This window comes from Larkinella sp. VNQ87 (assembly GCF_049445795.1).
Classification (GTDB): domain Bacteria; phylum Bacteroidota; class Bacteroidia; order Cytophagales; family Spirosomataceae; genus Larkinella.
Window position 1 is genome coordinate 110,326 of sequence record NZ_JBMSDT010000005.1, and the last position, 26,502, is coordinate 136,827.

Sequence of the window (26,502 nt, forward strand, 5' to 3'; positions counted from 1 at the left end):
ACAAATTTACAAAGAATAAATTTGTCCGGATGGTTCCCGACGGACGAAGTTTGCCCGACCGCGTAAAAGTGCTATTGATTGGGGTTTTTATCTGATTATGAAGTGTGTGCATGAATAGCGCGACTGAGCCTCTGGTATCTGTAATTATGCCGGTTTACAACGGAGAGCGGTTTTTGTCGGCGGCTTTGGATAGTCTGCTGGCTCAGACGTATCAAAACTTTGAAGTGCTGGTGCTGGATAATGGCTCAACTGACGGAACGCGGGCTATTCTGGAAACCTACGCCCGGCGCGACCAACGAATTAAACCGTTGTACGAACAGGCTCCGCTGGGATACGGCGGGGAAGTCGCAACCAACGTGGCGACGCGACACGCCCGGGGCGAGTTCTTGGCCAAATTGGATGCCGACGACGTGGCTCATCCCGAACGACTGGCCCGGCAGGTGGCTTTTTTGCAGGCAAACCCGGACATATTTCTGGTCGGAAGCTGGCTGAAACTGATCGACGAAACCGGGAAAAAGACGGGAACACGCGAATATCCGGTCGATCACCCAGCGATTTACGATGAATTTTACCTGCGGTTTCCGATTGCCAATCCAGCTATTTTATACCGCAACCGGTTTCGGGAGCAGGATTTTTACCAAATCCGGTTTCGGCATTTTAATGATTACTATAGCTTGTTTGTGCAATTGAATCAGGGGCGAAAAATGCATAACTTGCCGGAATACCTGACAGCATACCGCATTCACAATGCAAATACGGTTTTTACGAAACTGCAGGAAAAATGGCGAAGCAATCTGCAAATCAAAGAAACGTTCGTACGGGAGTTTGGGTACAAACCACCGTTGGCACACCGCCTGAAAATTAAACTGATTACATTGGTTATCAATACCTTGCCGGAGTCGTTTTTAATCCGGATCATGAACCGGGCCCGGCGGCTCCTAAACGCCTGAGATATGATTGGTCGTCTTATAAAACTGGGTTCGGCGGTGGCCTGGAATGGCTTCCGGGGTGTTCCGGATTATGTCGGAGATTATTTCAAGCTGAAAAGCCAGTTAAACGGCCATTCAGACTTTCCGATTCGCGGGTTTTTTCCGGCCCTCACGGATCGGTACGCCGAGAGTGGTCACCTGCTCAAGCATTATTTTTTGCAGGATTTGCACGTGGCGCAGCGGATTTTCAGGAATCAGCCGGTCAAACACGTCGACATTGGCTCCCGAATCGACGGCTTTGTGGCTAATGTAGCGGCTTTTCGGCCCATCGAAATCCTGGATATTCGCCCGCTGAACCGCCCGATTCCGAACGTAACCTTTCGCCAGGCCGACCTGACGGCGCTGCCGCCCGACTTGAAAAACTACACGGATTCCATCTCGTCGCTGCACGCCATCGAACACTTCGGCTTGGGACGCTACGGTGATCCGATTGATGTGGAGGGACATTTGAAGGCGCTGGACAACATTTACACGATCCTGAAACCGGGCGGGACATTCTATTTCTCGACGCCCATCGGTCCACAAGGCATTATTTACAATGCCCACCGCGTGTTCGATGTTTCGTATCTGCTCCGGCTTTTTACACCGCGCTACCGAATCGAATCGTTCAGTTACATTGACGATAACGACCAATTTTTTGCCAACGCCGACTGGCAATCCGAGGCTGTGCGCAACAACTTCGGCTGTACGTACGGCTGCGGTATCTTCGAAATGACGAAATTAGACGCATGACACGGTTTTTGAAGTGGCTTCTGGCCCCTATGCGGGTCAACTGGCTCCAGCCTTTCTACGAAAAGCTGTACCTGTTCACGCTCTACGCGATGAATTACGGGGGCGGTTCGTACACCGAAGACAGCGGGGAAGCGTTTGTGCTTCAATACATTGCTCAAAAAACCGGGTCGCAGCCGGTCACCGTATTCGATGTGGGGGCCAATGTGGGCAGCTACGCCCGGATGGTGCTGAAAACGTTCGGGCAGCGGGCCACCGTGCATTGTTTTGAACCGGCGCGGAATACGTTTCAGACGCTGACTCAAAGCGTCACGGCCAGCAACGTGCAGAAACATCCGTTCGGGCTTAGTTCCAAAACCGGTCAACTGTCGCTGTATGCCGATGCCGACCAGTCGGGCATGACCTCCGTGTATTCCCGCGACCTCGAACACCTCAATATTTCCTTCGAGTCCGTGGAAGTCGCGTCGTTCAGTACCGCCGACGAATTTTGCCGGGAACAAGGGATCAACCACATCGACCTGTTGAAAATTGATGTCGAAGGACACGAGTTTTCGGTGCTCGAAGGGGCCGCGCAGTTGCTGCGAGACCAGCGAATCCGGTTCATTCAGTTTGAATTTGGCGGCACCAACATCGATTCCCGCACGTTTTTTCGCGATTTCTGGAAGATTCTGCATCCGGATTTTACGCTCTACCGCATCGTGGGCAACGGGCTCCGGCGCATCGATCAGTATTCGGAATTGCTCGAAATCTTCGTGGCCGTCAATTATTTTGCCGAACGAAAATCAAACCCGGCCTGACGTATGGTGATTTCGTGCCTGATGGGCGGTTTGGGCAATCAGTTGTTTCAGTATGCGTTCGGGCTGCGGCTGGCCCACGACCGGCAAACCGACCTGAAACTGAGCACCACGCTGCTGGAAAGTCGCCTGATGGCGCGTCTTCGGAACTACACCCTCCGGCCGTACGAACTGGACGTTTTTAATCTGACGATTCCCTGCACGTCGTCTTTCGAAACCGCTTTGGCGCTGGCAAAAGCCACTTCCGGTGCGTCCGGAAGTGTTTTTTTGCGGGAAACCCCGAATCTTACTCCTAATTTGCCAACCTTGAATCCTTCGGCACCGCTCGTCTTCTGCTGGGGGTACTGGCAATCGGAAGCCTGGTTCAAACCGGTTGCGCCGTTGTTGCGCCAGCAGCTTCGCTTTCGAAAACCGCTTTCCGATGCCAGCCAGCGGTACGCCGACGCCATTGCCCGCGCCCGGACGCCGGTTTTTCTGCACGTCCGGCGCGGAGATTATGTCACGAATGCCAACGCTCGTCAGTTACACGGTTTTGCCGGAGAAACGTATTACCGGAACGCCATCGAACGGATGCGCGAACAGGTCGAAGAGCCGCATTTTTTCGTCTTTTCCGACGAGTTGCTGTGGGTGAAAACAACCCTGGGGCCGCTGCTGAACCCGGCGACGTACGTGGAAGGCAATACCGGCTCCGACAGTTGGCAGGATCTGGCCCTGATGAGCCAGTGTCGGCACGCCATTGTCGCCAACAGTTCGTTTAGTTGGTGGGGCGCCTGGCTGAATCCGGCCGAAAACCGGCTGGTGCTGGCCCCCCGGCAGTGGTTTGTTTCGGCAGCGGCCCAGACGAAAGTGGTGGTGCCGGAGCAGTGGACGTTGCTGTGATTAGTTGGGGCGGTTTTTCCGGGTCGCCGGGTGAGCACTTTTCAGATCCGTCGCGTTTCGAATGGCATTTTGCCGGACGAGTTGGGTAATGATCAAATCGTGCTGCAACAACCGGCGGTACAGCACCACGCCCATGAGCAAAAAACCGGTGAACAAGAGGTAAAAGACCAGATCGACACCCCGCCCGACGCCCAGTTGCATCGCCAGAAAATACGGAATCGTCGGAATGGCCACAAAGAGAATCCCGACCGCAACGATGCCCAGAAAAAACAGCCGGTACAACAAGCGGTTCCGGAGCAATCGCAGCGAGGCAATACCGACAATGACCAGCAAAACGGTCAGTAAAAGCTGGATGGGAGTCAGGTGAATCGGGAACGGCATCATCGGAAATATTTATTGATGAAAACGTCGATCAGAATGTTGATGGCTCCCGACCACCGCTGGCCTTTTTCCTGCGAATAGGCGGTGTAAGAAATGTGCGTCGGTTTTTCGACGTACCGGAGCCGGTTTTTCCGAATCTGCATCAGAATTTCGGTAGCGTGGGCCATGCGGTTTTCCTTCAGGTTGATGTCGCGCAGCGCCCGCCAGTTCATCACCCGAAAACCGTTGTGGGCATCCGTCAGCCAGAGACCGGTGAGCAAACCGTTGGTCAGCCGTGCCAGCCGCAGCAACCAGCGCCGAAACCGGGGGACGGCTTTCAAATCCTCATCCCGCAAAAACCGGGAACCCAGCACAATGTCGACCGGCTGCGTCCGGAGCACCTCCAGGAAGCGCGGAATATCGGCGGGGTTGTGCTGGCCGTCGGCGTCGAAATGCACCACCACGTCGGCGTCGTGCAGCCGGGCAAAGTCCATCCCGGTTTGTAAAGCGGCTCCCTGGCCCAGGTTAATGTCGTGACGCAGGTAGTAAACCGGCAGGTCGCGGATGGAATTGTAGGTTGCATCGGTCGAGGCATCGTCGATGACCACGATGGTGTACGGCCCGCCCTCCAGCGACCGAATGGTCTGGCGGATCATGTTTCCTTCGTTATACGACGGAATCAGGATAAACACGCGCTCAGTCATTGCTGCGGTAGATTTCGATACTGCCCAACTTTTCAACCAGCTTCATGCATCGGATTTCGACGGCCTGCGGGGTCCGGTCGAAGATGAAATACTTCACGTTGAGTTTTTTCAGCTTCGGCGAGCAGGGATCAACGCCGACGAAATACCCGTCTTCAAAGCTGCTCTGAATCACCGTGCTGTCTTTGCCATCGATGTACGTATTGTAAACGGCATGGGCGTAGCGGTTATACGCCGAATCCCGTTTGGCCGTCGGGTCCAGCACGCGCATGGTTTTGAAATCCGGCTGGTTTTTTACCCCGCTCAACTGATTAACGCCCGTGGCCGTCACCAGGTATGTAATATACTGATTTCCCAAAACCACCCAACGGGCTGCGGGCTCTTTCAGGTGCAGTTCCCGCACTTTCTTGTACAGCGTATGCTCCGTAATCGGGGCCAGCCCCTTCGCCATCGGATTGATTTTCAGGTTTGGTAGCGTAAACAGCACGAGCGCTCCCCCCACGACCAGTTCCTTGTAGTTAAAGTTGAGAATTGGCAGCAACAGGAAGTTAAGCGCCATGAAAAAGAGCGTCGGCACAAACAACTGATGCGCTTTGTAGAAGCCCTGCGAGGTGGAAATATTCAGCCAGGCGGCATAGATCATGAAGAGCACGACGCCAATTGTCAAAGCTGCTGAGAGGGCGGTACTGATTTTGATTTTCTGCCTCCGGATGTAATCCAGGTACAAAACCGCCAGCACCACGTTGGCAATGCCAAACGGTATCTGCGTCCGGCGCGTCGGGCTGACATCCAGCAAGGTCGCTTTCGCCAAAAAAGCCGGAAAACCGACTTCCATCCAGATCAGCAGCACCAGCACATACCCCAGAATGATGGTCAGCAACGGGTCAAATTTGCGGGTATACAGAAAATAAACAACCGTACAAGCAAGTATGGCGGGGGTGAAGGTGATAAAATGCGAGAGTTCGCAGATGTTCAACCAGTGTCTCGGAAATTTCTGATCGGTTAGCAGCCAGCCCGCGTAATACTCCGAGAACCAGTTGGCAATGAAGCCCGTACCGCCGGTTTCACTGCGTTTTCCCGGATAAACCGTGTTGGACATGACCTCGATGGTCGATTTGGCGTCCAGGTAGTAGAGATAGAAAACCGCCCCCAGAATGGCAAAGGCCACCGCAAAGGTACCTAGTTTGTACGGAATTTTAGCAAACAGAAACGTCTTGTCAAAATCCCGCCAGACGAAGCCAACCAGCAGAAAAAGAAGTAAATAGCCCATCGGAACCTGGTACGGCGGATACAACGTCAGGGCGTAGGCACCGAACGACCACAGGAAAACTAGCCCCCAGCCCAGGATCGTTTTTAGATTTCGGGCATAAAAAATGTAGATGGAAGAGGTGAGTAGCAGACAGCCTGCAAAAATGCTCGTCAGAAAGAAAAACGACCACCAGGCCAGACCCGGCGAAAAAATAAGCCAGAACGCTCCGATCACCGAGAGCCAGAAGTTGTTACGGGTCAGTAGGAGGAAGGTGAGTGTGACAGCAATCAGGCTAAAAAAAATGATGAAGTTCCAGCGCCAGGCCAGGCCGATTTCGGGGCCGAAGGCGTAGAACCCCCAGTAGTCGGGCCGGAATACGGAAACGAAATGCTTGATTGGGAAATAACCGACCAGCGCCACTTTCTCGCCCCCAATGGCCGGGTTTTCGAGCGGATAATCCTGGTGGGCCTGTGAAAGCATGAAAGGCGTCAGGATGGCCCATTCATCCATCCGGATTTGCTTAGGCGTCCCGGAAAGAAGGCCGCGCCGGGTATCGGAACCATCAGGGATAATCTGGTTCCAGATCGGTATAGACGAAAAATGAATTTTGGTAACCGTGAACAACAGAAACAAGCCCAGGCAGATTCCTAAAAACCATTTCAATCGCGTGTCGAATCGAATCAGCTCAAAACCCAAGGGCTGTGGTGTCTGTTCGGTTGACGGAGCAGGCGAATGGGTGGATGGCCGTTTTAGTTCAACCGCTGGGATGTTGCTGGCTTTAGGATTTGCCGAAATGGAAGCCGGTTTTTTCTTACCCGATTTTGACATGCTTGGTGAAGCAAATTTTTTGCAACAAAACTAATATATACTTTTCCCTGTAGCTTAAAGGTAACAGGACGCTTAATTCGGGTCAAATAATATGCCACAAATTATCGGCGGTTTGCCTAACTTACCCCCATTTCGGACGGACTTGATCAGACGACTTTTCAAACAACTGGTTCCCATTGCCCTCGCCCTCGCCCTGTTGGCATATGCGCTGAAAGATATTTCGTTCGCGCAAATCGGTCAGCAGTTTCGACAGGCGCGCTACGGCTGGATTGCGCTGGTGGCTCTCCTGACGGTTTTGCTGTTTCTCGTGCGCGGGAAACGCTGGCAGCTCCCCTTGCTGGCGCTAGGCTACGCACCCACGGTTTTCCGGACCACAGTTGCGACAATGGCGGGCGTTATTGCCAGCATGATTGTGCCGGGCTCGGGCGAACTCACGCGCTGCGCCACCCTGCAACGGACCGATCAGGTGCCGTTTTCGCAGGGTGTCGGCTCGGTGGTCGCCGAGCGGGTTATCGACCTGCTGATGCTGTTGCTGCTGCTGTTGCTGACCTTCCTGCTGGAGCTAAACCGGATGCAGACGTACCTGGCAGGGCTCTCGTTTCGATGGCCGACCACAACCGCCTGGGCCTTGGGCATCGGTACTCTGCTCGTCGCTGGAGCAGGAGGCTGGTATCTGTTTCGGAATGAAACGTTTCGGGAACATCCAATAATTGCCAAACTAGCTAACACTGTTAAAGGCCTTTGGCAGGGCTTTTTTGCGATTCGACAAGTACAAAAACTGTATTTGTTTGTACTGCTAACGCTGTTAAATCAGGCATTGTCGTGGCTGAGTACCTACTGGCTGCTGATGGCGCTGGACAGTACGCGGGCGTTACCACCCACGGCCGCTCTAACCATCCTGGCCGTGAGTTCGCTGGGTGGGCTGGCCGTGCCGACGCAGGGCGGCATCGGAACGTACCATTTTTTCGTGAGCCGGGCGCTGGTGCTGTACGGTTTTACGCCCGCCGAAGGAGCCATCGTGGCTACGTTTCTGCACGCGGTCGGTTTTGCTATTAATCTGTTGTTGAGTAGCCTGAGCTTTTTACTGGTTCCGTTTCTGCTTACCAACAACCGGGTTGGCTCTGAAAATAGCGCGGTTTGACGAGTGGAACCAGAAGCGAACGACTTTGCGGTTCTGGACAAAATCAATGGCACTAAATTTACCCGCATTTTCGTTTTATCTTTGCGTGAGCAGGGTCGGTTTCGGTCCCTGCTTTTTGTTTTATTTATCTTCACAACAATTTCATGAAATACCTGCGTTACAGTGTCGGTTTGCTGCTGTGCGGCCAGTTGGCAATGGCCCAAACCGCCACCGATTATGCCCAGACCATTCAGGCGGCCGATCTCGAAAAACACCTCCGGGTGCTGGCGGCCGATGACATGCAGGGCCGCGAAACCGGCACCGAAGGCCAGCGCAAAGCCGCCGATTACATCGCCAAACAGTTTGCCGCCGAAAACCTGCAACCGATCGTCAAAACCGAGGACGGAAAAACCGGCTATTTCCAGCCATTTAAGCTCTACCAGAAAACCTGGGGTGATTTCTACGTCAAAGCAGGCGACAAAACCTACACGTATCCGAAAGATTTCATCGTCAACGGCTTGTTCGCGGTCATGCAGGAAACGAGCGTCGAGACGGTTTTTGTGGGCTACGGGATTTTCTCGGATCAATACAACGACTACGCCAAACTGAACGTCCAGGGCAAAGCGGTGGTGATGCTGGAAGGCGAGCCTAAAAAAGCGAACGGCAATTATGTCCTGACGAATTCGACCAAACCGTCGGACTGGAGCAGTGACGAAAGTCTGCGCAAGAAAGCGCTGATTGCCAAAGACAAAGGGGCCGAGCAAGTATTCATCGTGTCGGCCGAATCGCCGGAAGCCTACCGCCGACTGGTGGCCCAGCGCACGGCCCTGATGGGGCGTTTCAACCGGATGGGCCTGCGGCCGTCGATGGAGAAAATCGGTGCGGTCGGCACGTTCCTGATTACGCAGGATATGGGCGTGGACCTGCTGAACACGACCCCGGCCAAATGGCAGGCGGCTGTTGCCAAAATCAACAAAACCGGCAAGCCCAACTCGGGTGTCTTGAAAGGCAAAATTGCTCTGAAAGCCGAGCGGAAAGACGAGATTCTGGAGAGCAGCAATGTGCTGGGCTTTCTGGAAGGGACCGACAAAAAAGACGAGGTAGTCGTCATTTCGGCGCATTACGACCACATCGGCGTCAATCCCGACGGCCAGGTGAACAACGGCGCCAACGACGACGGTTCGGGAACGGTGTCGGTGCTGGAAATCGCCCAGGCCTTTGCCAAAGCCAAAGCCGAGGGCCACGGTCCGCGCCGGAGTATGCTGTTTCTGACGGTTTCGGGCGAGGAAAAAGGCTTGCTCGGGTCGGAATACTATACCGACATGAGCCCGGTTTTGCCGCTGGCAAATACCGTCTGCGACCTGAACATCGACATGGTGGGCCGCGTCGACGATTTGCACGAAGGCAAGTCCGATAATTACATCTACGTCATTGGTTCGGATAAACTGTCGTCGGAACTTCACCAGATCAGCGAGGATGCCAACCGGAAATATACGATGATGGAGCTGGATTACAAGTACAACGAACCCAGCGACCCACAGCGGATTTATTACCGCTCGGACCACTACAACTTCGCAAAGCACAAAATCCCCATCGTTTTCTACTTCAACGGCCTGCATGCCGACTACCACCGGCCCGGCGATGACGTAGAGAAGATCGACTTCAAACTGGCCGAAAAATCAGCCCGGCTGGTGTTTTATACTGCCTGGGAGATTGTCAACCGGGAGAACAGGCTGGTGGTCGATAGCAATAAGCCCTAACTGTCTTGAACCCGGATTACGCGGATTAAAGGATTAATTAGGATGGCTAACGCAATCTTCATTTATATCCTGTTTAATCCTTTAATCCGCGTAATCCGGGTTCAGAAACTAATTTCCGCCCGACATCTTCCCGGCTTTGGGAGCAACGCCCGGCTGGGTGATTTCGAAGTTTTCTTTCTGCTTCGCTTCGGCGACAATCTTGCGAACGTCGGCCAGCAGTTGCTTGGCGTCGTAGACAATGCCGTCTTTCACCGTGTATTTCACCCCACCGACCCGCGTCACCTCGTTTTTTTCGTTGAGGTGAATGGCTCCGGTGCCGTAGAGCACTTTCAGGTTGGCCAGCGGATTTTCTTCCGTAATCACAAAATCGGCCAGTTTGCCGACTTCTACCGAGCCAATCTGGTCGGCCATGCCGAGGGCTTCGGCCCCTTTCAACGTCGCGGCCCGAATGACTTCCAGCGGGTGAAAACCGGCTTCGCGCAGCAGTTCCAGTTCGCGGATGTACGCAAAACCGTAGAGTTGGTAGATAAAACCGGAATCCGAACCGGCTGTGACGCGACCACCCCGGTTTTTGTATTCATTGATGAACGCCATCCAAAGCTGGTAATTGCGTTTCCAGGTCACTTCCTGTTCGGTGCCCCAATTGTGCCAGTACGACCCGTGCGAAATCCGGCTCGGGCCGTAAAACCGCCAGAGCGCCGGAAGCGTGTACTCCTCGTGCCACTCGGCCCGGCGGGCCAGCATCAGTTCGCGGTTAGCTTCATAGATGTTGAACGTCGGGTCGATCGTGAAATCCATCGCGATCAACTCGTCCATCACCTTGTTCCACTTTTCGGTGCCCGGTTTGGCCGCTTGCTGCCAGAGCTTGCCCGCTTCCTCGAAGCGGTTTTGCTCGTTGTTGTAATTATACTCCGCCGGGTACGACTGGATGGTTTTATCTTCAAACAGGGCTTCGGGCAGGCCGTACCAGTGTTCCATCGTCGTCAGACCGGCTTTGGCGGTGGCGAGTACGTTCATCCGGGCCACTTCCAACTGGGCGTGGTGGCAGGCCGAGCGCAGGCCCAGTTTTTTGTTTTCGTCCAAAGCCGCCTTGAACACATCTGGCTCAGCGCCGAAAAACTTGATGCCGTCGGCGCCCTTTTTGGCATTTTCCCGCACCCAGGCACGGGCCTGCTCGGGCGTCGAAATCTGGTCTTTGGCCCCCATGCCGAAGGCCGTGTAAGCTTTGATGCGCGGGGCCGTGATCTCGTTGCGCTCGCTTTTGGCGCGGTGGTCGAGCACCCAGTCCAGGCCGTTGCCCGCCGATGGATCGCGGATGGTGGTGATGCCGTGCCCCAGCCAAAGTTTGAACACGTATTCGGAGGGTGTGCCCTGGGCCTTGCCGCCGATGTGGCCGTGCATGTCCACAAAACCGGGCATCAGGTACATGCCTTCGCAGTTCAGCACTTTGTCACCCGGCCCGGCCTGCGGCCGCCGTTGCTCGTCAATCGGGACGCCGGGGTAGCCGACCTGCCGGATCTGGGCGATGCGGTTTTTCTCGACCACAATGTCGATCGGGCCAACCGGGGGCGCGCCGGTGCTGTTGATAAGCGTGACGCCCCGGATGATGAGCCGTTTGTGGGGGCCATCGCCTTCGCTGCGGGCGGGGGCGTTGGTGATCTGAGCCAGTAAGCGAAACGTGAGAAGAAAGAGGGGGATGAGGAGGCTAAACCGCCGGGTAAAAATTACATTCATAGCAAGAGTGAGGGTTTGTTGATCAGCCGATTAAGCAAGATAAGGAGTTTGTTGGTACATTTGACCGCTGTAATTCTGGTTTTCGGGTAGAAGGACAGAATGCCTTTCCAATGGACAAGGATTGAATGGTAAAGTGCAAATTTTCCGGTTAGTGACTGGCGGACACAAACAACTCCTTGTGCGCAACGTTTTAGAAAAAATAACGTCTCTGATTCATCCTTCGGTGGTTTTGACTTCTACCAGCCGATGATGGCCCCGTTCCTATGAAAACGATCTTTTTTAGCTGCGTGCTGCTGCTCACCCTGGCTGGCTGTTCGTCCGATAGTGGCAAAGAATCCGGCTCGAACGCTCCGAAAACCGATCCGGTGTATACCCTGATTTTTCTGGACAAATCCGTGAGCGTCAACCCGAACAAAGCCTTTGTTGCCCAGAAATACCAGATGGCGGTCAACGAGATTATCGAGCAGAATATAAAAAATAAAGGCGATAAGCTGGAGGTGTATTTTATTCACGAAAACACCTCGAAGGCCCGGGCGCTCTCCGTGACGGCACGCTCCGAGATGGACGACGTGAGCAGCGCCAACGCCACCGACCGCGAAGCCGCCCAAACCAGTTTCGATCTGTCGCTGGGCCGCGAGAAAGCCGCCATTCGCCAGCGGGTGTTACAGCAACTGGCTACACCGAACGCATCGGCCTCGAACAAAGAAACCGACATCTGGGCAAGCTTGCCCGTCATTGCCAAAGCCAACGAAAGTGGAGCCACCGTGAAGGTGTATTACCTCAGCGACATGGTCGAGAGCGTCTACAGCGCGGGTCGGCGGGATTTTCACAAAACACCGCCCAAAGACAATGCCCAGGCCGACGCGTGGGCCAAAGGCGATGCCGGGAAGTTAAAGCAGTATACCATCGGCAGTCCGGACATTGTCATGATTCTGCCGTTTGCGCCGGATGCATCCGTGAAGCAAAATAACCCGGCCGTCACACAATACTGGCAAACGCTGTTTCAGGAATTGGGCGCGGGCAACGTGGAGGAGCAATGAAACCGGGTGGTCAGACCGGGCGGTTGAGTGAACGAAGAAAGGTGATTAGCCCGTCGACGTCCAGAACGTGATCAACGGGTGCATGCATAATAGCCTGCTGGGGCATGAAGCTCGACTGGGCGGTTTCCGGTTTTTGGGCCACGATGATGCCGCCCGCCTGTTTGATGGCCTTCAGCCCAGCGGTTCCGTCGGCGTTAGCGCCCGACAGCAACACACCCACCAGCGCCGGGCCGTACACATCGGCAGCCGACTCGAACGTAACGTCCAGCGACGGACGGCTATAATTCACTTTCTCCGAATTATCGAGAGAAAAAACTTCGTCTTTTTCGATCAGCAGGTGGTAATCGGCGGGCGCGAGGTACATATTTCCGGCCAAAACCGGGTCTTTATCTTCCACATCCTGAATCGGAACGGCGGTTTTAATCGATAATACATGGGCTAACGATGAATCGGTTGAATTTTTGCGGTGAACGACAATAATTACGGCAAACGACAACGGCATCGGCAGGGCGGGGAGCAGTTTCAGGAACACCTCGATACTTCCCGCCGAACCTCCGATCACTACAGCTTTACAAACGGTTTTCACCCGATCTTCCGCCATATTTTTTCTTTGCTCAACTGTTTGTATTTGGGTTTAAGGGCCGAAAAATTCAGGGTTTCTTTCGAGCCCAGCGCCAGATAACCAAGCTTCCCGATGCTCTCATCGAACAGATGAAGGGTTCGTTCCTGCAGGTATTTATCGAAGTAAATCAGCACATTTCGACACAGAACAAGGTCAAATTCGTTGAACGAACGGTCGGAAACCAGGTTGTGGGTCGAGAAAATCATGCGCTCGGCCAGTTTCTCATCAAACTTTACCTGCCCGTACTGCGCCGTGTAGTAACTCGAAAAGTCCTGCTTGCCCCCCGCTTCGATGTAGTTTTCGGAGTACAGCTTCATCTGGGCCAGCGGGAAAATGCCTTTTCGGGCTTTTTCGAGTACTTCGGGGTTCAAGTCCGTGGCATACAGCAGCGATTTATGCAAAAGATTGGCCTCCCGGAGCAGAATCGCCATTGAAAACACTTCCTCGCCCGTCGAACAGCCCGCGTGCCAGATCCGAATGAACGGTTTGGCCGCTAAGGAGGGTACCACTTCCGTGCGGAGGGCCTTGTAAAACAACGGATCGCGGAACATTTCGGTCACCGTGACCGTCAATCCCTCGATCACCTGTTTCAGATAACCGGTGTCCGATTTGATCCGGTAGCGAAACTCGGCAAAACTGGGAAACTTGTCCAGCGTAAACAACCGGTGAATCCGGCGTTTGAGCGACGCCCGGGCGTAATTCGTAAAGTCGTACCCATGAATGTCAAACAGATCGCTCAGAATCAGTTCAACCTCCGCGTCCTCGATCATCTTACCAGGATTAAACACGCGACAGCAACGACAATAACCGGTCCACATCGACCGGTTTTGAAATATAATCGGTTGCACCCGCTTGCAGGCACTTTTCGCGGTCGCCGACCATCGCCTGGGCGGTTACCGAAATAATCGGCGTATGAACCCGCTTTTCAATGTTTTTGATGCGCGGAATCGCTTCGTACCCATCCATTTCGGGCATCATCATGTCGATCAGGATGGCGTCGACCACTTCGTCGGTTTTCAGCAATTCCAGTGCATCCTGGGCGTTGGTGCACGAAAGACAATCGAAGGATTTAGCCCGTAACGTAGCCGTCAGCGCAAAAATGTTGCGGGTATCGTCGTCAATGATCAAGATTCGTTTCTTCTGCATAAGTTCGTTCAAAATACGGTCTCGTCGGTGCACATTGATAACGCAGGTCAGGTGCGTTCGTAGAGCCAGACCCGCAGCAGCGAAACCAGTTGATCGATATCAACCGGTTTCGTGATGTAGTCGGAAGCCCCGGCCTGAATGCAGCGTTCGCGGTCGCCGGTCATGGCCTTGGCCGTTACGGCAATCACCGGCAGGTTTTTCCACTGGTAGTTTTCCCGAATTTTACGGGCGGTTTCGTAGCCATCCATTTGCGGCATCATCATGTCCAGCAGCACCACGTCGACGTTCGGGTTTTCCTTCAGTTTCTGGTACGCTTCTTTGCCGTCCAGCGCCGTGATGACATTCATCTTGTAATTCTCGAGTGCTTTGGAAAGCGAGAAAATGTTCCGCACATCGTCGTCGGCAATCAGCACGGTTTTGTCGGCCAGTACCTGGCTCAACGCGCCCAGTTTTTTGTAATTGTCGTTCAGACTTCCCGCCTTTTTGTTTTCGTCGACCAGGTGCAGGAACAGCGAGACTTCATCGAGCATCCGCTGATACGAATGGGCGGTTTTGACGATGATCGAATCGGCGTACTTCTTAATTTTCAGTTCCTCGGCCAGCGACAGGCTTTTGCCGGTAAAAATAATGATCGGCAGGTGCTCCAGGCCCGGGTTTTTCTTGGCTTCTTCCAGCGTTTCGTAAGCTTTCGTGTCCGGAATGCCCATGTCCAGAATCACGCAGTCGATCTCGTCTTTTTGCAGTGCATCGACGCCCTCGGCGATATTACTTTTCAGCTCGGAATGAATGTGAAAGGTTTCTAGAAAATACGCCAGTGCCTTGGCGTGTTTCGGGTTATCTTCGATGATCAGCACTTTTTTGGAGGTCCGGTTCAGGACGTATTCGATTTTCTCAAACACTTCCTGCATCTGTTCAAAAGCCATCGGTTTATCCACAAAATCAACCGCGCCTTTCATCAGGCTCTCGGTTTTGACCTTGTGCGACGACATGATATGAACCGGAATGTGGCGCGTTTCGGGATTGGCTTTCAGGGCGTCCATCACCTGCCAGCCGCTCATGACCGGCAACTGAATGTCGAGGAGAATCCCGAGCGGTTTGTAGGTTCCGGCCAGCTTCAGGCCTTCGTCACCGCGAACCGCCACGATGCCTTTGTAGCCTTTTCGCCGGGAATAATCGAGCAGCGATTTGGCAAAATTCGTGTCGTCTTCGATGATCAGGATGGTTTTATCCTGCTCCGTGACGGCGTTTCGGTCGTCGGGAATGTTCTCCGGAATGGTCGTACTGATGTATTTTTTGGCGGTTTCCTTTTCGGGGTCGGCCACAGGCAACGGTTCCGGCTGACGGCTCACGTACTGGACGGATTCTTCGGAATCCACGTTCGCGGGCATTCCCTTGATGGGAATGTGGACAGTAAACTCGCTGCCCTCGTTGACCTTGCTGGCAAGCAGAATTTCGCCCCCGAGCAGTTTGGCCAGTTCGCGACTGATGGACAAGCCGAGCCCCGTGCCGCCGTATTTCCGCTTCGTCGACCCGTCGGCCTGCTGGAAGGCTTCAAAGATGAGGTGCTGTTTTTCGGGCGGAATGCCGATGCCGGTATCTTTCACGATAAAGCTGAGCGTCGAGTCGGTTTTGGGCGTTCGTTTGATCGTAAGTGCCACGCTCCCTTGCGCCGTGAATTTCAGGGCGTTGGAAATCAAATTTTTCAGGATTTGCCCCAGCCGCATTTTGTCGGTTTCGATGACCGGCGGCACATTCTTCTCGATCGAAACCGCAAAATCCAGCCCTTTTTCGCGGGCGAGGGGCGCAAAGAGCGCCTGGATTTCGTCGGTAATCTCGCCCAGCGAAACCTCCAGGTATTCCAGCTTCATTTGCCCCGCTTCGATCTTGGAAAGATCCAGAATCTCGTCAATCAGTCCCAGCAGCCCGTTCCCCGACGATTGAATGACTTTGGCGTACTCGACCTGATCGTCGGTCAGATTCGTTTCGTTGTTTTCGGCCAGCAACCGGCTCAGGAGCAGAATGGAGTTGAGCGGAGTCCGGAGTTCGTGCGACATATTCGCCAGAAACTCCGATTTGTAGCGGGTGCTGAGTTCGAGTTCCTCGGCTTTCCGCTGGATTTCGTTGTTTTTCTCCTCCAGCAAAAAGCTTCGTTCTTCAAGTTCGGCGTTGGTTTGCTGCAATTCTTCCTGCTGCACGCGCAGTTCTTCCTCCGATGCCTGCAGTTTCAGCGCCTGCGCTTCGAGTTCGGCGTTGACGTTTTCCAACTCATTATGCTGCGCCTGCAATTCTTCCGACTGGGCCTGGGTTTCTTCCAGGAAGTTCTGGAGTTTCGCGTAATCCAGCGCCGAATTGACGCCGATGGCGATGGTCTCCAGGTTGGCTTCCAGAAACTCCAGTTCCAACGGGTCCGGTTTGCGAAGCATCCCGATCTCGATCACGCCGATGCAAACCCGGCCGTAGACAAGCGGCAGAATCACCAGGGTAGTCGGTGGCGTTGCACCCAGCGATGAGTTGATACTCAGGTAATTAGTGGGTAGATCGTTGACCACCAGGGGTTTTCGGTTTCGGATCACTTCGCCAACCAGTCCTTCACCGGGTCTGACCGTTTGCGGGGCATGGGCAGCCGCAAAGTGTCCTGCCAGTTTGAAACCGGTGTTGTCATCGATGATGTAAATGGTGCCTAATGGAGCATCTATATAAGCCGTGAGCGAAGCGATCAGGTTATCGGCGAGCTTGGCCAGTTCGCGTTCATCCCGCATGGCATCGTTGACCCGCACCGTACCGGTTTGCAGCCAGTCCCGGTTTTTGAGCCGGGTAAAGGTCGTTTCCAGCGACTCAGCCATGGTATTGAACGCCCGCCCGATCCGGCCCAGCTCATCGTCACGCTCATCCTGGCTCCGGACGGAATACTTCCCTTCGGCAATGTCGGTGGTAATATCTTCCAGTACGCCGATGCGGGCGGTCGTTTCCCGATATTCTTCCTCGGCTTCCCGCTGTTTGGCAATGCGATCATCCAGGTCTTTCTTGATGCGGACGTACGCGCTGATGGTAATGACGATGGAAATCAGGGCGGCCAGAACCAGCAGGTAAGGCGTAAACCGGATGTAGAGCTGCTGTTGCTCCAGCCGCGACTGCAGGAATTTGTTTTCGTCGGTCTTGATCCGGTTAATCGCGGCTCGCAGATCATCCATAATCAGTTTGCCCCGGATCATTTCTCTATGCCGTTCGACGGTGTCGCGGCTGGAAATCCGGTTGTTTTTCGTCAGGTTGATAACCCGTTGCATCTGGTCAAACTTGGCTTCGTACAAAGCGCTGACCTGCGAAAGGTTTTTTTGCTGGGCCGGGTTATCGACTGTCAGCTCGGTCAGAGTCTTATAACTGGTCGCCATTTTCTCGTACGCGCCGTTATACGGTTGCAGAAAAAGGGGGTCTTTGGTTAGCAAATAACCCCGCTGCCCGGTTTCGGCATCTTTCATGTACGAAATGATGTTCTCAGCTTCAATCAGGATCTGATTCGTATGATTGACCAGCTCGGTATTTTGAATCAGTCGCTGGGTGCTGAGAAAAGACGCTGCCAAACTGACCAGTAGCAGTAAAACCGAAATGGAAAAGACAATTTGCAGTTGTCGGATGACCGAATTGGAGAGCGATTGCGGCATAGCCTGGCGGTTGAAAGGCGCTTAACGATTGGGGAGTTCGGGTTCGTTGGTTTGTTGAATGGGTAAAATCAGGATGAACTGACTGCCTTCATCAACCTTGCTGCGGGCGGAAATAATTCCGTTGTGTTTGTCGATGTTCTTTTTCGCAATAGCCAGACCAATGCCGGTTCCCTCGTAACTGGTTCGGTTGGTCAGCCGCTGAAACAGCACAAAGATGCGATCCATGAATTTTTCATCGAAGCCAATGCCGTTATCGCTAACCACAAAGCGGTAAAAACCGCCTTTCGGGTCCGCTTCGCTGTCAACGGTTTTTTCCCGAATCCGTTCGGCCGTCAGGCTGATCACCGGCGCCGTGTCTTTCTTCGAAAACTTGAGTGCGTTGCTGATCAAATTCTGAAAAACCTGCCGGATGCGGCCCGGGATGGTGTCGATGATGGGGAGAGGATGAACCGTAATGATGGCCTCCTTCCGGTTAATGATTTCATCGAAATCCGCCAGGATTTCTTTTATAACGGCGTTCAGATCGGTTGGCTGAAACAGGGCCGGGGTCGATAACTGCGAGTAAGTCAGCAAATCGTTGATCAGATTCGACATCCGGGCCGACGAGTTGATGGAGCGTTCGAGGTACGTAATGGCTTCCGTGTTGTCGGCCAGGTACCGTTCTTTGATCAGGTCGTTCAGAATCTGAATTTTCCGGAGCGGTTCTTTCAAATCGTGCGAAACGACCCAGGTAAATTGCTGGAGCTCGTGGTTGCTGCGCTCCAGTTCGACGTTTTTCACCAACAGTTCCTTCGTCCGTACTTCGACCTCTTTCTCCAGCACTTCAGCCGCCATTTTCTGGGGGTGAATATCCGTAAACGTTCCAACCCAGCGGACCACCGCGCCTTGTTGTTTGATGGGCAGAATGCGCAGCAGATGATAGCGGTATTCGCCGGTTTGCAGTTCTTTCAGCCGCACCTCACGCGTAAATTCGATGCCGTTCCGGAGATATACCGGCCAGTCGTCGAACAGACTGTCGTCGGCATGGGCCTCAGGGAAAGCCGCCGAGTCGGTCGAATACCGGAACCAGTGTTCGTTGACGTATTCGAGCTGGCCGTCGGGCGAGATGGTGAAGGCCATCTGCGGCAGCGATGCCAGCACCGACCGCAGTTCTTCCATGCGGGCGGCCAGTTCTTCCTGCGCTTTTTTCCGTACTTCAACCTCCTTCTGAAGCGATTGCTGCGCTTCGCGTAAGGCCTGCTGCTGGTGATATAAGCGGTGTAACGTTTTGATTTTCAGAACCAGAATATCCGGATCGACCGGTTTGGTAAGGTAATCAACCCCGCCCGAGGTGTAGCCCTGGGTGATGAATCGTTTTTCGGTATTGACCGCCGACAGAAACATGATGGAGGTATCTTTGGCCTTGCTAAAACCGGCGACGGCATTCGCTACTTCAAAACCGTCCATGCCGGGCATTTGCACGTCCAGAATGATCACGGCGTACCGGTTTTTCAGGACTTTCTTCAGAGCCTCTTCGCCCGAATCGGCCGTATCGACCGAAAAACCGTGCAGTTCGAGGATCTTTTTGAGTGGAAGAATATTTTCCGGCCTGTCATCAACGAGTAAAATCATACGCAGGGCAGGTAATGGGGGCTATGCTTAAGGGTTTTACGTTTCCGATTCACTAGCAATCCAATTGTGAAGATAGAACACTGAAGTGGGTGCATCCAAACCTGAAGCTAATTCAGTAAATAAATATATTTAAGAGGTAACGTAACGGTAAACGTCTAAACATATACGTGAAGTTTCAAAAAGTTTGTATTTGGCATGTTTGGGGGAATCGACCTGATTCGTTGACTTTCCCGGTTCAACTGGGTATATTTCCTGCGGAATCATAACGGTTCTCCACCCAATTCAACTAATCCTTACCTGAATGAATACTTCCCGTCGAGACGTCTTGAAGATGACCGGCATGGCGCTGGCCAGCAGCGTGTTACCCTCCATAACCATTTTAAATCCGCACCGGTCGTTTGCCGGTATGAACAGCGACACGCTGAAAGTCGGTTTGGTCGGCTGTGGGGGCCGGGGCTCCGGCGCGGCCATGCAGGCGCTCAAAGCCGACCAGAACGTGGTGCTGCACGCCGTTGGTGATATTTTTAGCGACAAACTGGAGGACTCGCTGAATAACCTCCGGAAAACCCACAGCGACCGGGTCAAGGTCGATGAGGAACACAAATTTCTGGGCTTTGATGCCTACAGGAAAGTGCTGGATTCCGGCGTCGACGTGGTGATTCTGGCAACGCCCCCTCACTTCCGCCCGGAACACCTGATGGCGACCGTACAGGCCGGGAAGCACGTTTTCTGCGAAAAACCGATGGCGGTCGATGCGCCCGGCGTTCGGAAAGTGCTCGAAGCGGCCAAAATTGCCAAAGAAAAGAAAATCTCCCTGCTTTCTGGCTTTTGCTGGCGGTTTCATGAACCTAAACGGGCGACGTTTGCCAAAATTCAGGACGGGGCCATTGGCGACGTCATCACCGCTTACAATACCTACAATACCGGCACGGTTTGGTCGCATCCGCGAAAACCGGAATGGACCGATGCCGAATACGTGTTTCGCAACTGGTATTACTACACCTGGCTGTCGGGCGACCACCTGGTCGAGCAGGCCATTCACAGCGTCGATATGATGTCGTGGGCCTTTGGTGACAAACTACCGCTTTCGGCCGCCGGAACCGGCGGTCGGCAAGTCCGGACCGAGCCCATCTACGGCAATATTTACGACCATTTTGCCATTACGTACGAGTACGAAGACGGGGCCAAAGGCTTTCATTTCAGTCGCCAGCAGGTCAACTGCGAAGGCAGTTATATGTGCGAAGTGCTGGGCACGAAAGGCCGGGCCGTTGCCAACGTATCCCGAAACGTGCATGAAATAACTGGCCGGAAAAAGTGGAAATACAACGGCGTGGCCAACGACATGTACCAGACCGAACACGATGAGCTATTTGCGGCCATCCGGAAAGGCGACGTGATCAACCACGGCGAAGCGATGGCGCAAAGTACGCTCCTGGGCATCATGGGCCGGATGGCGGCTTATACCGGCCGACGCGTCACCTGGGACGAAGCGATGAACTCGACCGAGAAATTGGGTCCTGACACCTATAGTTTTGACATGAAACCGCCCGTTGTGGAAGTGGCCCGACCCGGTATTACCACCTTTTCCTGAACCCCATGCATCGTAGAGAATTTCTGAAAAACGGCTCGCTGGCCGCCGTGAGCGGTGTGTCCGTCGTCCATGCCTTGCCGAAAGTCGTCGGTCCACCCGTCGCCGTTCCTGATAAAACCGCCGTCGCTCAACCGATGGTGAAAAAAAGCCTGAAGTGGGGGATGGTGAAAGAAGATTTGTCGATCCTCGATAAATTCAAACTCCTAAAAGACCTGGGCTTTGACGGCGTCGAACTCGATACGCCGAACGACCTCGATAGGAAGGAGGTGCTGAACGCCCGCGACAAAACCGGCCTGGAATTGCCCGGTACCGTCAACTCCTTCCACTGGAAATCCCCGCTGTCGGACCCGGATCCGAAGGTGCGGGAAGCCTGCGTGGAAGCGATGAAAAAGTCACTGGAGGATACGAAAGCGTACGGCGGCACCACGGTTTTGCTGGTTCCGGGCGTCGTGAAAGCCGAGGTCAGCTACGAAGACGCCTACAAACGGTCGCGGGAGGAAATTAAAAAACTGCTGCCGGTGGCCGAAAAAACCGGGGTGAAAATTGCCTTCGAAAACGTCTGGAACAGCTTTCTGATCAGTCCGCTGGAAGCCGCCCGGTTTGTCGATGAGTTTAAGAACCCAATGGTGGGCTGGTATTTCGACGTGGGCAATATTCTCCGCTACGGCTGGCCCGCGCACTGGATCGAAACACTCGGCAAGCGGATTCTGAAACTGGATGTGAAAGAATATAGCCTGAAGAAGCAGCAGGACGAGGGACTCTGGAAAGGCTTCGATGTCGAATTTCTGGAAGGCGACTGCAACTGGCCGGTCGTCAACAATGCCCTACGCAAAATCGGTTATTCCGGCTGGGCCTCCGCCGAAGTCAACGGGGGCGACCGCAACCGGCTGTTGACGATTCGGGAGAAAATGGACGCGCTGTTTAGGGCATAGTTGTCTCTCCCTTCATTATTCGGTGTTCGCTATTCATTATTCGATATTAAAAAATACTCAAAATATCGAATAATGAATAGCGAACACCGAATAACGAAATGACAAGGGCTACTTTCTGGCTTTCTCGCGAATCGCCTTAAACTCCGAGCCGGTTTTCCAGCCGGGGAAGGTGGATTCGTTGCTCAGCCGGTAGCCAACGTCGAACAGTAGTTGCATATCTTCGATGATGCCGGAAATATCCCAGTTGGGTGAATACTCATCCGAGGGCGCGTGGTAGCGGTTCAGGTTGTAGTCTTCCAATTGCGCCCGGCCCCAGGCTTCGCCGTTTTTGACCGAGTTGACGCCGGTTTTGAGGTACAGCGCCGGAACGCCGACTTTGGCAAAATTGAAGTGGTCGGACCGGAAATAACTGCCCGCTGAAGGGTTGAAATCCCCGCGAATCGTGCGGCCCTGTTTCGCAGCGGCTGTTGCGGCATACTCCTCTAGTTCCGACTGCCCCCGCCCAACAATTACGACATCCTTTGTCCGGCCCAGCGCATGAAACGCATCCATGTTGATGTTGGCGACGGTTTTGTTCAGCGGAAAAACCGGGTGCGTCGCGTAGAATTCCGAACCCAGCAGGCCCTGTTCTTCGGCCGTGACGGCCAGAAACAAGATGGAGCGAGCTGGTTTCTTTTTCAGCTTGGCAAACGTCTCCGCCAGTTCAAGCAAAGCCGCCGTGCCGGACGCATTGTCCGACGCACCGTTGTAAATCGAGTCACCCTTGATGGCTTCACCTTTGCCCAAATGGTCCCAGTGCGAACTGTAAATGATGTATTCGTCCCGGCGGCTGGTGCCCGGGAGCAGAGCCAGCACGTTCCGCGAGGTCGATTTGGTGATCTCGTTATTGATCACGAGCGAAGTCGTGACGCCCAGGCTGACGGGTTTGAAACCGCGTTCACCCGCCTGCCGGAATAACTCCGGTGAGACATTGGCGAGTTTGAACAGGTTTTTAGCGGCATCCAGCGAAATCCAACCCTCCAGAATTACCCGCGACTGGTTGTTGTCGGCGGTCTGCAAATACAGCTTCGACTTCGAGAAACTGCTCCGAATCACCGACCAGCCGTAACTGGCCGCTTTCGATTCGTGCACGATCAGCACCCCGGCGGCTCCCTGGCGTGCGGCCTCTTCGTATTTGTAGGTCCAGCGGCCGTAATAGGTCATCGTGTTGCCTTTGAACAGCGTGCTGTCAATCATTCCGGGATCGTTGACCATCACCACCGCAATCTTGCCCTTCATGTCGAGTCCGGCGTAGTCGTTCCAGTTGTATTCGGGCGCGACAATGCCGTAGCCCACAAACACCAGCTCAGCATCGCTGACCTGTACCTGCTTCTGCACGCGGGGCGTGGTGGCAACGTAGTCCGTCAGGTTCGCGAGCGAGAGGGAGCCGGTTTTGCCTTTCAACACCAGCGGCCCGGCTGGTGTCGAATTGATGGTAACCATCGGCACATCCTGAAAGTAGCTGGAGCCGTTGCCCGGTTTTAGTCCGATCTTCTGAAAGGCGGTTTTCAGGTACTGCACGGTTTTTTCTTCCCCGGCCGTGCCCGGTTTTCGGCCTTCGTAGGCATCCGAAGCCAGCACCTGGACGTGTTTGACAAACGTTTTGCCGTCGATCACGACGCTGTCGGCGGTGGCATACGCCGGAAATTGGGACAGTAATAGCAGGACGCTGATTGCAAGAAGTCGGTTCATATCCGTACCCACGGACTTTAGTCCGTGATTGCTTCTGGAAGTTAGATCTACTAATCTACTAATTATCCAGACACGGACTAAAGTCCGTGGGTACGGTTAAAAGTCATTTTCGCCGGGCGCGTCGTCGCGCTCGCGCTCTTCACGTTCCCGTTCACGCACCACCTGTTTGCTCAGGCGGTAACTGAAGCCGATAAAACCGATGCGGCTTTCGCGTTTGTTGCGGCTGGTCGAGACAAAGTTGGTCCCGAAACTTTCGTTCTGGAATTGCAGCGTGTTGAAAATATCGCTGACTCGCAGACTGATCGTTCCGCGTCCTTTCAGAATAGTTTGTTTCACGCCCAGATCGACATTGAAAAAGCCGTTTATCGTTCCCTGCGCCACAATGAACGGCGACCGGTAATTGGCCGCTACCTGAATATCCGTGCCTTTTCGCGGGTTCATGTTCGAAGTCACACGGGCCGTCCAGCTCCGGTTGGTGCGGGTCAGAATGCCCGGTATGTCGGCGCTGGCCTGAATGTTTCGCTGGAAGAACGAGAAATTGCCGTTCACCTTCCACCAGCGCAGGATGTCCTGAGTGAGTACGATTTCCAGCCCGTAATTCTGCGAGCGGTTCAGGTTCAGCGAAGTTTGTTCCGTAATGCCGTCGGGGCGCAGAACCTGATACCGGGTGATTTCGTTGTTTGTCTGACGGAAAAATAGCGAGGAGGTAAGGGTAGTGTTTTTGCCGTATAGCAAGTGGCTGATTTCGAACGAATTAATCAGCTCCGGGTTCAAATCCGGGTTTCCAAACCGGATATTCAGCGGGTCTGACAGGTCGATAAAGGGGTTGAGCGACCAGGTCGAAGGCCGGTTGATGCGTCGGCTGTAGTTGATCTGCATCTTCTGCGATTCGCTGGCGTTGTAGTTCAGGAAAACGCTGGGAAACAGGTAGATATAATCCCGCTGATTCTGAACGTTGGTGGTCCGCTGGTCCGTATTGATGTTGGTGTATTCCGTCCGCAAACCGACCTGGTAGCTGAATTTTTTGATCTCATTTCCGAAATTGGCGTAGGCTGCGCTGGTTCGTTCATCGTAAATGAAGTTGTTGCTGATGGCCGGGTTGATCGTCCAGCCTTCGTCCAGCAGGTTCTCGAAGGTGTAATCCGAGCCCAACCGGCGGTAAGTGTGTTTCAAACCGGCTTCGAACTTTTTCTTGTCCTTCATCGGTTCGACAAAATCCAGTTGCAAAACCGCCACCCGGTTGTCGCGGCCGTTGTCGGCGCGTTGCTGGCCAATCAGGAAGTTCGGCGTCAGCAGGTTTTCGGGCAGGGTCGTCGTGTTGTTGAAGTTCTGGTATTCCGTGCTCCGGTTATTGGATAAAGTCGCGTCGAACGAAAGCTCCCGGCCTTTTTTGTCGAATGTCCGGCGATAGCCAAAGGTGTAGTCCAGACCGCGTTCGGGTTCGGTTTCTTCGGTGGTGCGAATCGTCTGGCCGAGCAAAATTCGGTTAGCATCGAGCGTATTGAACACTTCGACTTCGGTGTCGCGGCTGTATTCAGGGCGATACATGACCGAGGCCGTAATGTTGTCACGGGCCGACAGCGTGTAGTCGAAACCCACGCGGAGGTTGTTGTTCACCCGCCGACGGATGGCGTCGTTGCGCTGCGCCAGAAAGCTGGTTGAGTCTTCGAAAAAGTTTTGCCGTTCCGAAATCCGGTACTGAAACCGGCGGTCGGCCCGGAAGTTGTAACTACTGAACAGGTTGAGTTTCTTAAACCGGGAATTCAGGTTGATCGACGCATTGTATTTGTCGCGCGTGCCGACGTTTAGCTGCACATTCCCGTTAAAACCGGCTCCGCGTTCTTTTTTCAGTACAATGTTGATAATCCCGGCGGCTCCGTCGGCATCGAACCGCGACGAGGGGTTGGTGATCATCTCGATACGCTCGATGTTACTGGCCGGAATCTGGTCCAGAATAGCCTGACGATCGAGACCGGTCAAGCCCGACGGTTTGCCATCGACCAGTACAATCACGTTGCTGCTGCCGCGCAGGCTCAGCGTTCCGTCGACGTCCACCGTCACCGACGGCACGTTCTGCAAAATATCGATGGCCGAGCCACCCTGCGCAATCGGCAACTGGTCGACGTTCACAATCTTCCGATCCAACGAATATTCGTATGCCTGTCGCTGACCCTGCACGGTCACTTCCTGAAGTTGCTGGGCGGTTTCGGTCAATAAAATATTACCCAGATCGACCAGCGGTTTGTCCAGGCTGATGACAATGCGCGGGACTCGCTTGGCCGCAAACCCAAGACTCTGAATCAGAATGTAATAGGCCTCTGGGGCCAGATTCGTAATTTGGAAAAAGCCCTTTTCGTCGGTCAGTGCCCCCGTGACGGAACTGGAATCCCGCGAGCGGAACAGCCCGATGCTGGCAAACTCGACCGGTTGGTTTTTACCCCCCTGCGGAGTGATCAATTTTCCACTGATTTTGCCGTTGCCGACCACCGACTCCGCGCTAACCGGACGCTGCGCCTGCGTGGTTGTCGGAACTCCGGCTGATGCAGGAACTGGCGAAACCGGGAGCGTCGACTGGGCTGGTGCCGAACGGACCGTATCCGGACGGTCGGCGACGTTATACTGGGTCGTATCCGGGCGGGTTGGGGCGGCTGGCCGGGTCGTGTCAGGTTCCAGACCGATGGCTTCCAGCATCGAATTCGATACGGGGGCAGGTTGCTGCGCCCAACTGGTTGTTGCGTTCAGAAAAACGGCTACTACTGCGCCAAGAATAACCAAAGAGATTTTCATTATGCAGAATCGTAAAATTGTATCTATCTAATAAACCGTATGAACGATGCTCTGTTTGCCTAACGAGCGATTACTCACTGAACCCGGAAACGATCAGCCTATTTTTTGAAATTCTTGAATCGAAAGTGTTACATTTTCGTTGAAAAACGCCTTTATCGAACCGTTTGTGACCCATACGCTGATAAATAAAAAAGCCTGTCAGTGTAAAACCGACAGGCTTATAATTGTATAAACTGGCCG

At 53.9% G+C, this 26,502-nt stretch carries 21 protein-coding genes; 10 read left to right on the forward strand and 11 right to left on the reverse strand.

Annotation, left to right across the window (positions count from 1 at the left end):
- The first annotated feature begins 146 nt into the window (after nucleotides 1-146).
- The 4 genes from ACO2Q8_RS10015 to ACO2Q8_RS10030 are packed head-to-tail and all read left to right on the forward strand — an operon-like array spanning nucleotide 147 to nucleotide 3,391.
- The gene (locus tag ACO2Q8_RS10015) at nucleotides 147-950 is read left to right on the forward strand and encodes a glycosyltransferase family 2 protein (RefSeq protein WP_423344663.1); all 804 of its coding nucleotides are present in this window, start codon (nucleotides 147-149) and stop codon (nucleotides 948-950) included.
- A 3-nt stretch (nucleotides 951-953) separates the two neighbouring features.
- Nucleotides 954-1,721 carry a DUF268 domain-containing protein gene (locus ACO2Q8_RS10020; RefSeq protein WP_423344664.1) on the forward strand — a complete coding sequence of 256 codons (768 nt, stop codon included), beginning with the start codon at nucleotides 954-956 and terminating at the stop codon, nucleotides 1,719-1,721.
- On the forward strand, nucleotides 1,718-2,515 hold the full coding sequence (locus ACO2Q8_RS10025; protein ID WP_423344665.1) for an FkbM family methyltransferase: 798 nt from the start codon (nucleotides 1,718-1,720) through the stop codon (nucleotides 2,513-2,515). The genes ACO2Q8_RS10020 and ACO2Q8_RS10025 overlap by 4 nt, the downstream gene beginning before the upstream one ends.
- Before the next feature lie 3 nt (nucleotides 2,516-2,518).
- Nucleotides 2,519-3,391 carry an alpha-1,2-fucosyltransferase gene (locus tag ACO2Q8_RS10030; protein WP_423344666.1) on the forward strand — a complete coding sequence of 291 codons (873 nt, stop codon included), beginning with the start codon at nucleotides 2,519-2,521 and terminating at the stop codon, nucleotides 3,389-3,391.
- Here ACO2Q8_RS10030 and ACO2Q8_RS10035 read toward each other — a convergent pair whose 3' ends face one another.
- From ACO2Q8_RS10035 to ACO2Q8_RS10045, 3 genes are read right to left on the reverse strand one after another with little or no spacing between them, the layout of a single operon-like run.
- Nucleotides 3,392-3,775 (reverse strand): DUF2304 family protein, encoded by a 384-nt coding sequence (locus ACO2Q8_RS10035; RefSeq protein WP_423344667.1) that lies wholly within the window; start codon nucleotides 3,773-3,775, stop codon nucleotides 3,392-3,394.
- Nucleotides 3,772-4,455 (reverse strand): glycosyltransferase family 2 protein, encoded by a 684-nt coding sequence (locus tag ACO2Q8_RS10040; RefSeq protein ID WP_423344668.1) that lies wholly within the window; start codon nucleotides 4,453-4,455, stop codon nucleotides 3,772-3,774. The genes ACO2Q8_RS10035 and ACO2Q8_RS10040 overlap by 4 nt, the downstream gene beginning before the upstream one ends.
- Nucleotides 4,448-6,364: a DUF7657 domain-containing protein gene (locus tag ACO2Q8_RS10045; protein WP_423344669.1), complete on the reverse strand. Its 1,917-nt coding sequence runs from the start codon at nucleotides 6,362-6,364 to the stop codon at nucleotides 4,448-4,450. The genes ACO2Q8_RS10040 and ACO2Q8_RS10045 overlap by 8 nt, the downstream gene beginning before the upstream one ends.
- A 4-nt stretch (nucleotides 6,365-6,368) precedes the next feature.
- Here ACO2Q8_RS10045 and ACO2Q8_RS10050 point away from each other — a divergent pair, with 4 nt between their 5' ends.
- The 3 genes from ACO2Q8_RS10050 to ACO2Q8_RS10060 all read left to right on the forward strand — a co-directional run bounded on the left by ACO2Q8_RS10050 (nucleotide 6,369) and on the right by ACO2Q8_RS10060 (nucleotide 9,409).
- Nucleotides 6,369-6,563, forward strand: a complete 195-nt coding sequence (locus tag ACO2Q8_RS10050) for a hypothetical protein (RefSeq protein WP_423344670.1) — start codon at nucleotides 6,369-6,371, stop codon at nucleotides 6,561-6,563.
- 57 nt (nucleotides 6,564-6,620) lie between these two features.
- A complete protein-coding gene (locus ACO2Q8_RS10055; RefSeq protein WP_423344671.1) occupies nucleotides 6,621-7,670 on the forward strand; it encodes a lysylphosphatidylglycerol synthase transmembrane domain-containing protein in 1,050 nt (349 codons plus the stop codon).
- Between the two features lie 143 nt (nucleotides 7,671-7,813).
- Nucleotides 7,814-9,409, forward strand: a complete 1,596-nt coding sequence (locus tag ACO2Q8_RS10060; protein ID WP_423344672.1) for a M28 family peptidase — start codon at nucleotides 7,814-7,816, stop codon at nucleotides 9,407-9,409.
- A gap of 108 nt (nucleotides 9,410-9,517) precedes the next feature.
- On the opposite strand, the gene ACO2Q8_RS10065 is transcribed toward ACO2Q8_RS10060, so the two are convergent.
- A complete protein-coding gene (locus tag ACO2Q8_RS10065; protein WP_423344673.1) occupies nucleotides 9,518-11,143 on the reverse strand; it encodes an amidohydrolase family protein in 1,626 nt (541 codons plus the stop codon).
- A gap of 263 nt (nucleotides 11,144-11,406) precedes the next feature.
- On the opposite strand from ACO2Q8_RS10065, the gene ACO2Q8_RS10070 reads away from it, so the two are divergent.
- Nucleotides 11,407-12,183 (forward strand): hypothetical protein, encoded by a 777-nt coding sequence (locus tag ACO2Q8_RS10070; protein WP_423344674.1) that lies wholly within the window; start codon nucleotides 11,407-11,409, stop codon nucleotides 12,181-12,183.
- A gap of 10 nt (nucleotides 12,184-12,193) precedes the next feature.
- Here ACO2Q8_RS10070 and ACO2Q8_RS10075 read toward each other — a convergent pair whose 3' ends face one another.
- Genes ACO2Q8_RS10075 through ACO2Q8_RS10095 form a run of 5 tightly spaced genes read right to left on the reverse strand, consistent with a single transcriptional unit; the run spans nucleotide 12,194 to nucleotide 19,221 of the window.
- On the reverse strand, nucleotides 12,194-12,784 hold the full coding sequence (locus ACO2Q8_RS10075; protein WP_423344675.1) for a chemotaxis protein CheB: 591 nt from the start codon (nucleotides 12,782-12,784) through the stop codon (nucleotides 12,194-12,196).
- Nucleotides 12,766-13,575 (reverse strand): CheR family methyltransferase, encoded by an 810-nt coding sequence (locus ACO2Q8_RS10080; RefSeq protein WP_423344676.1) that lies wholly within the window; start codon nucleotides 13,573-13,575, stop codon nucleotides 12,766-12,768. Before ACO2Q8_RS10080 ends, ACO2Q8_RS10075 begins: the two co-directional genes overlap by 19 nt.
- Before the next feature lie 10 nt (nucleotides 13,576-13,585).
- On the reverse strand, nucleotides 13,586-13,951 hold the full coding sequence (locus tag ACO2Q8_RS10085; protein ID WP_423344677.1) for a response regulator: 366 nt from the start codon (nucleotides 13,949-13,951) through the stop codon (nucleotides 13,586-13,588).
- A 47-nt stretch (nucleotides 13,952-13,998) separates the two neighbouring features.
- Nucleotides 13,999-17,610 carry a response regulator gene (locus ACO2Q8_RS10090; protein ID WP_423344678.1) on the reverse strand — a complete coding sequence of 1,204 codons (3,612 nt, stop codon included), beginning with the start codon at nucleotides 17,608-17,610 and terminating at the stop codon, nucleotides 13,999-14,001.
- A gap of 21 nt (nucleotides 17,611-17,631) precedes the next feature.
- Nucleotides 17,632-19,221, reverse strand: a complete 1,590-nt coding sequence (locus ACO2Q8_RS10095) for a hybrid sensor histidine kinase/response regulator (RefSeq protein WP_423344679.1) — start codon at nucleotides 19,219-19,221, stop codon at nucleotides 17,632-17,634.
- A 301-nt stretch (nucleotides 19,222-19,522) separates the two neighbouring features.
- Between ACO2Q8_RS10095 and ACO2Q8_RS10100 the strand changes: the two genes are divergently transcribed.
- Together ACO2Q8_RS10100 and ACO2Q8_RS10105 are read left to right on the forward strand one after the other, a co-directional pair.
- Entirely contained in the window at nucleotides 19,523-20,812 is a 1,290-nt protein-coding gene (locus ACO2Q8_RS10100) for a Gfo/Idh/MocA family protein (protein ID WP_423344680.1), read from the forward strand.
- Between the two features lie 5 nt (nucleotides 20,813-20,817).
- Nucleotides 20,818-21,744, forward strand: coding sequence for a sugar phosphate isomerase/epimerase family protein (locus tag ACO2Q8_RS10105; RefSeq protein ID WP_423344681.1), 927 nt, complete (start codon nucleotides 20,818-20,820; stop codon nucleotides 21,742-21,744).
- A 108-nt stretch (nucleotides 21,745-21,852) separates the two neighbouring features.
- Here the strand turns inward: ACO2Q8_RS10105 and ACO2Q8_RS10110 are convergent, their stop codons facing one another.
- Together ACO2Q8_RS10110 and ACO2Q8_RS10115 are read right to left on the reverse strand one after the other, a co-directional pair.
- Complete coding sequence (locus ACO2Q8_RS10110; protein ID WP_423344682.1) at nucleotides 21,853-23,475, reverse strand: M28 family metallopeptidase; 1,623 nt, start codon at nucleotides 23,473-23,475, stop codon at nucleotides 21,853-21,855.
- Nucleotides 23,476-23,571: 96 nt separating this feature from the next.
- Entirely contained in the window at nucleotides 23,572-26,262 is a 2,691-nt protein-coding gene (locus ACO2Q8_RS10115) for a TonB-dependent receptor domain-containing protein (RefSeq protein ID WP_423344683.1), read from the reverse strand.
- Nucleotides 26,263-26,502: the final 240 nt, after the last annotated feature.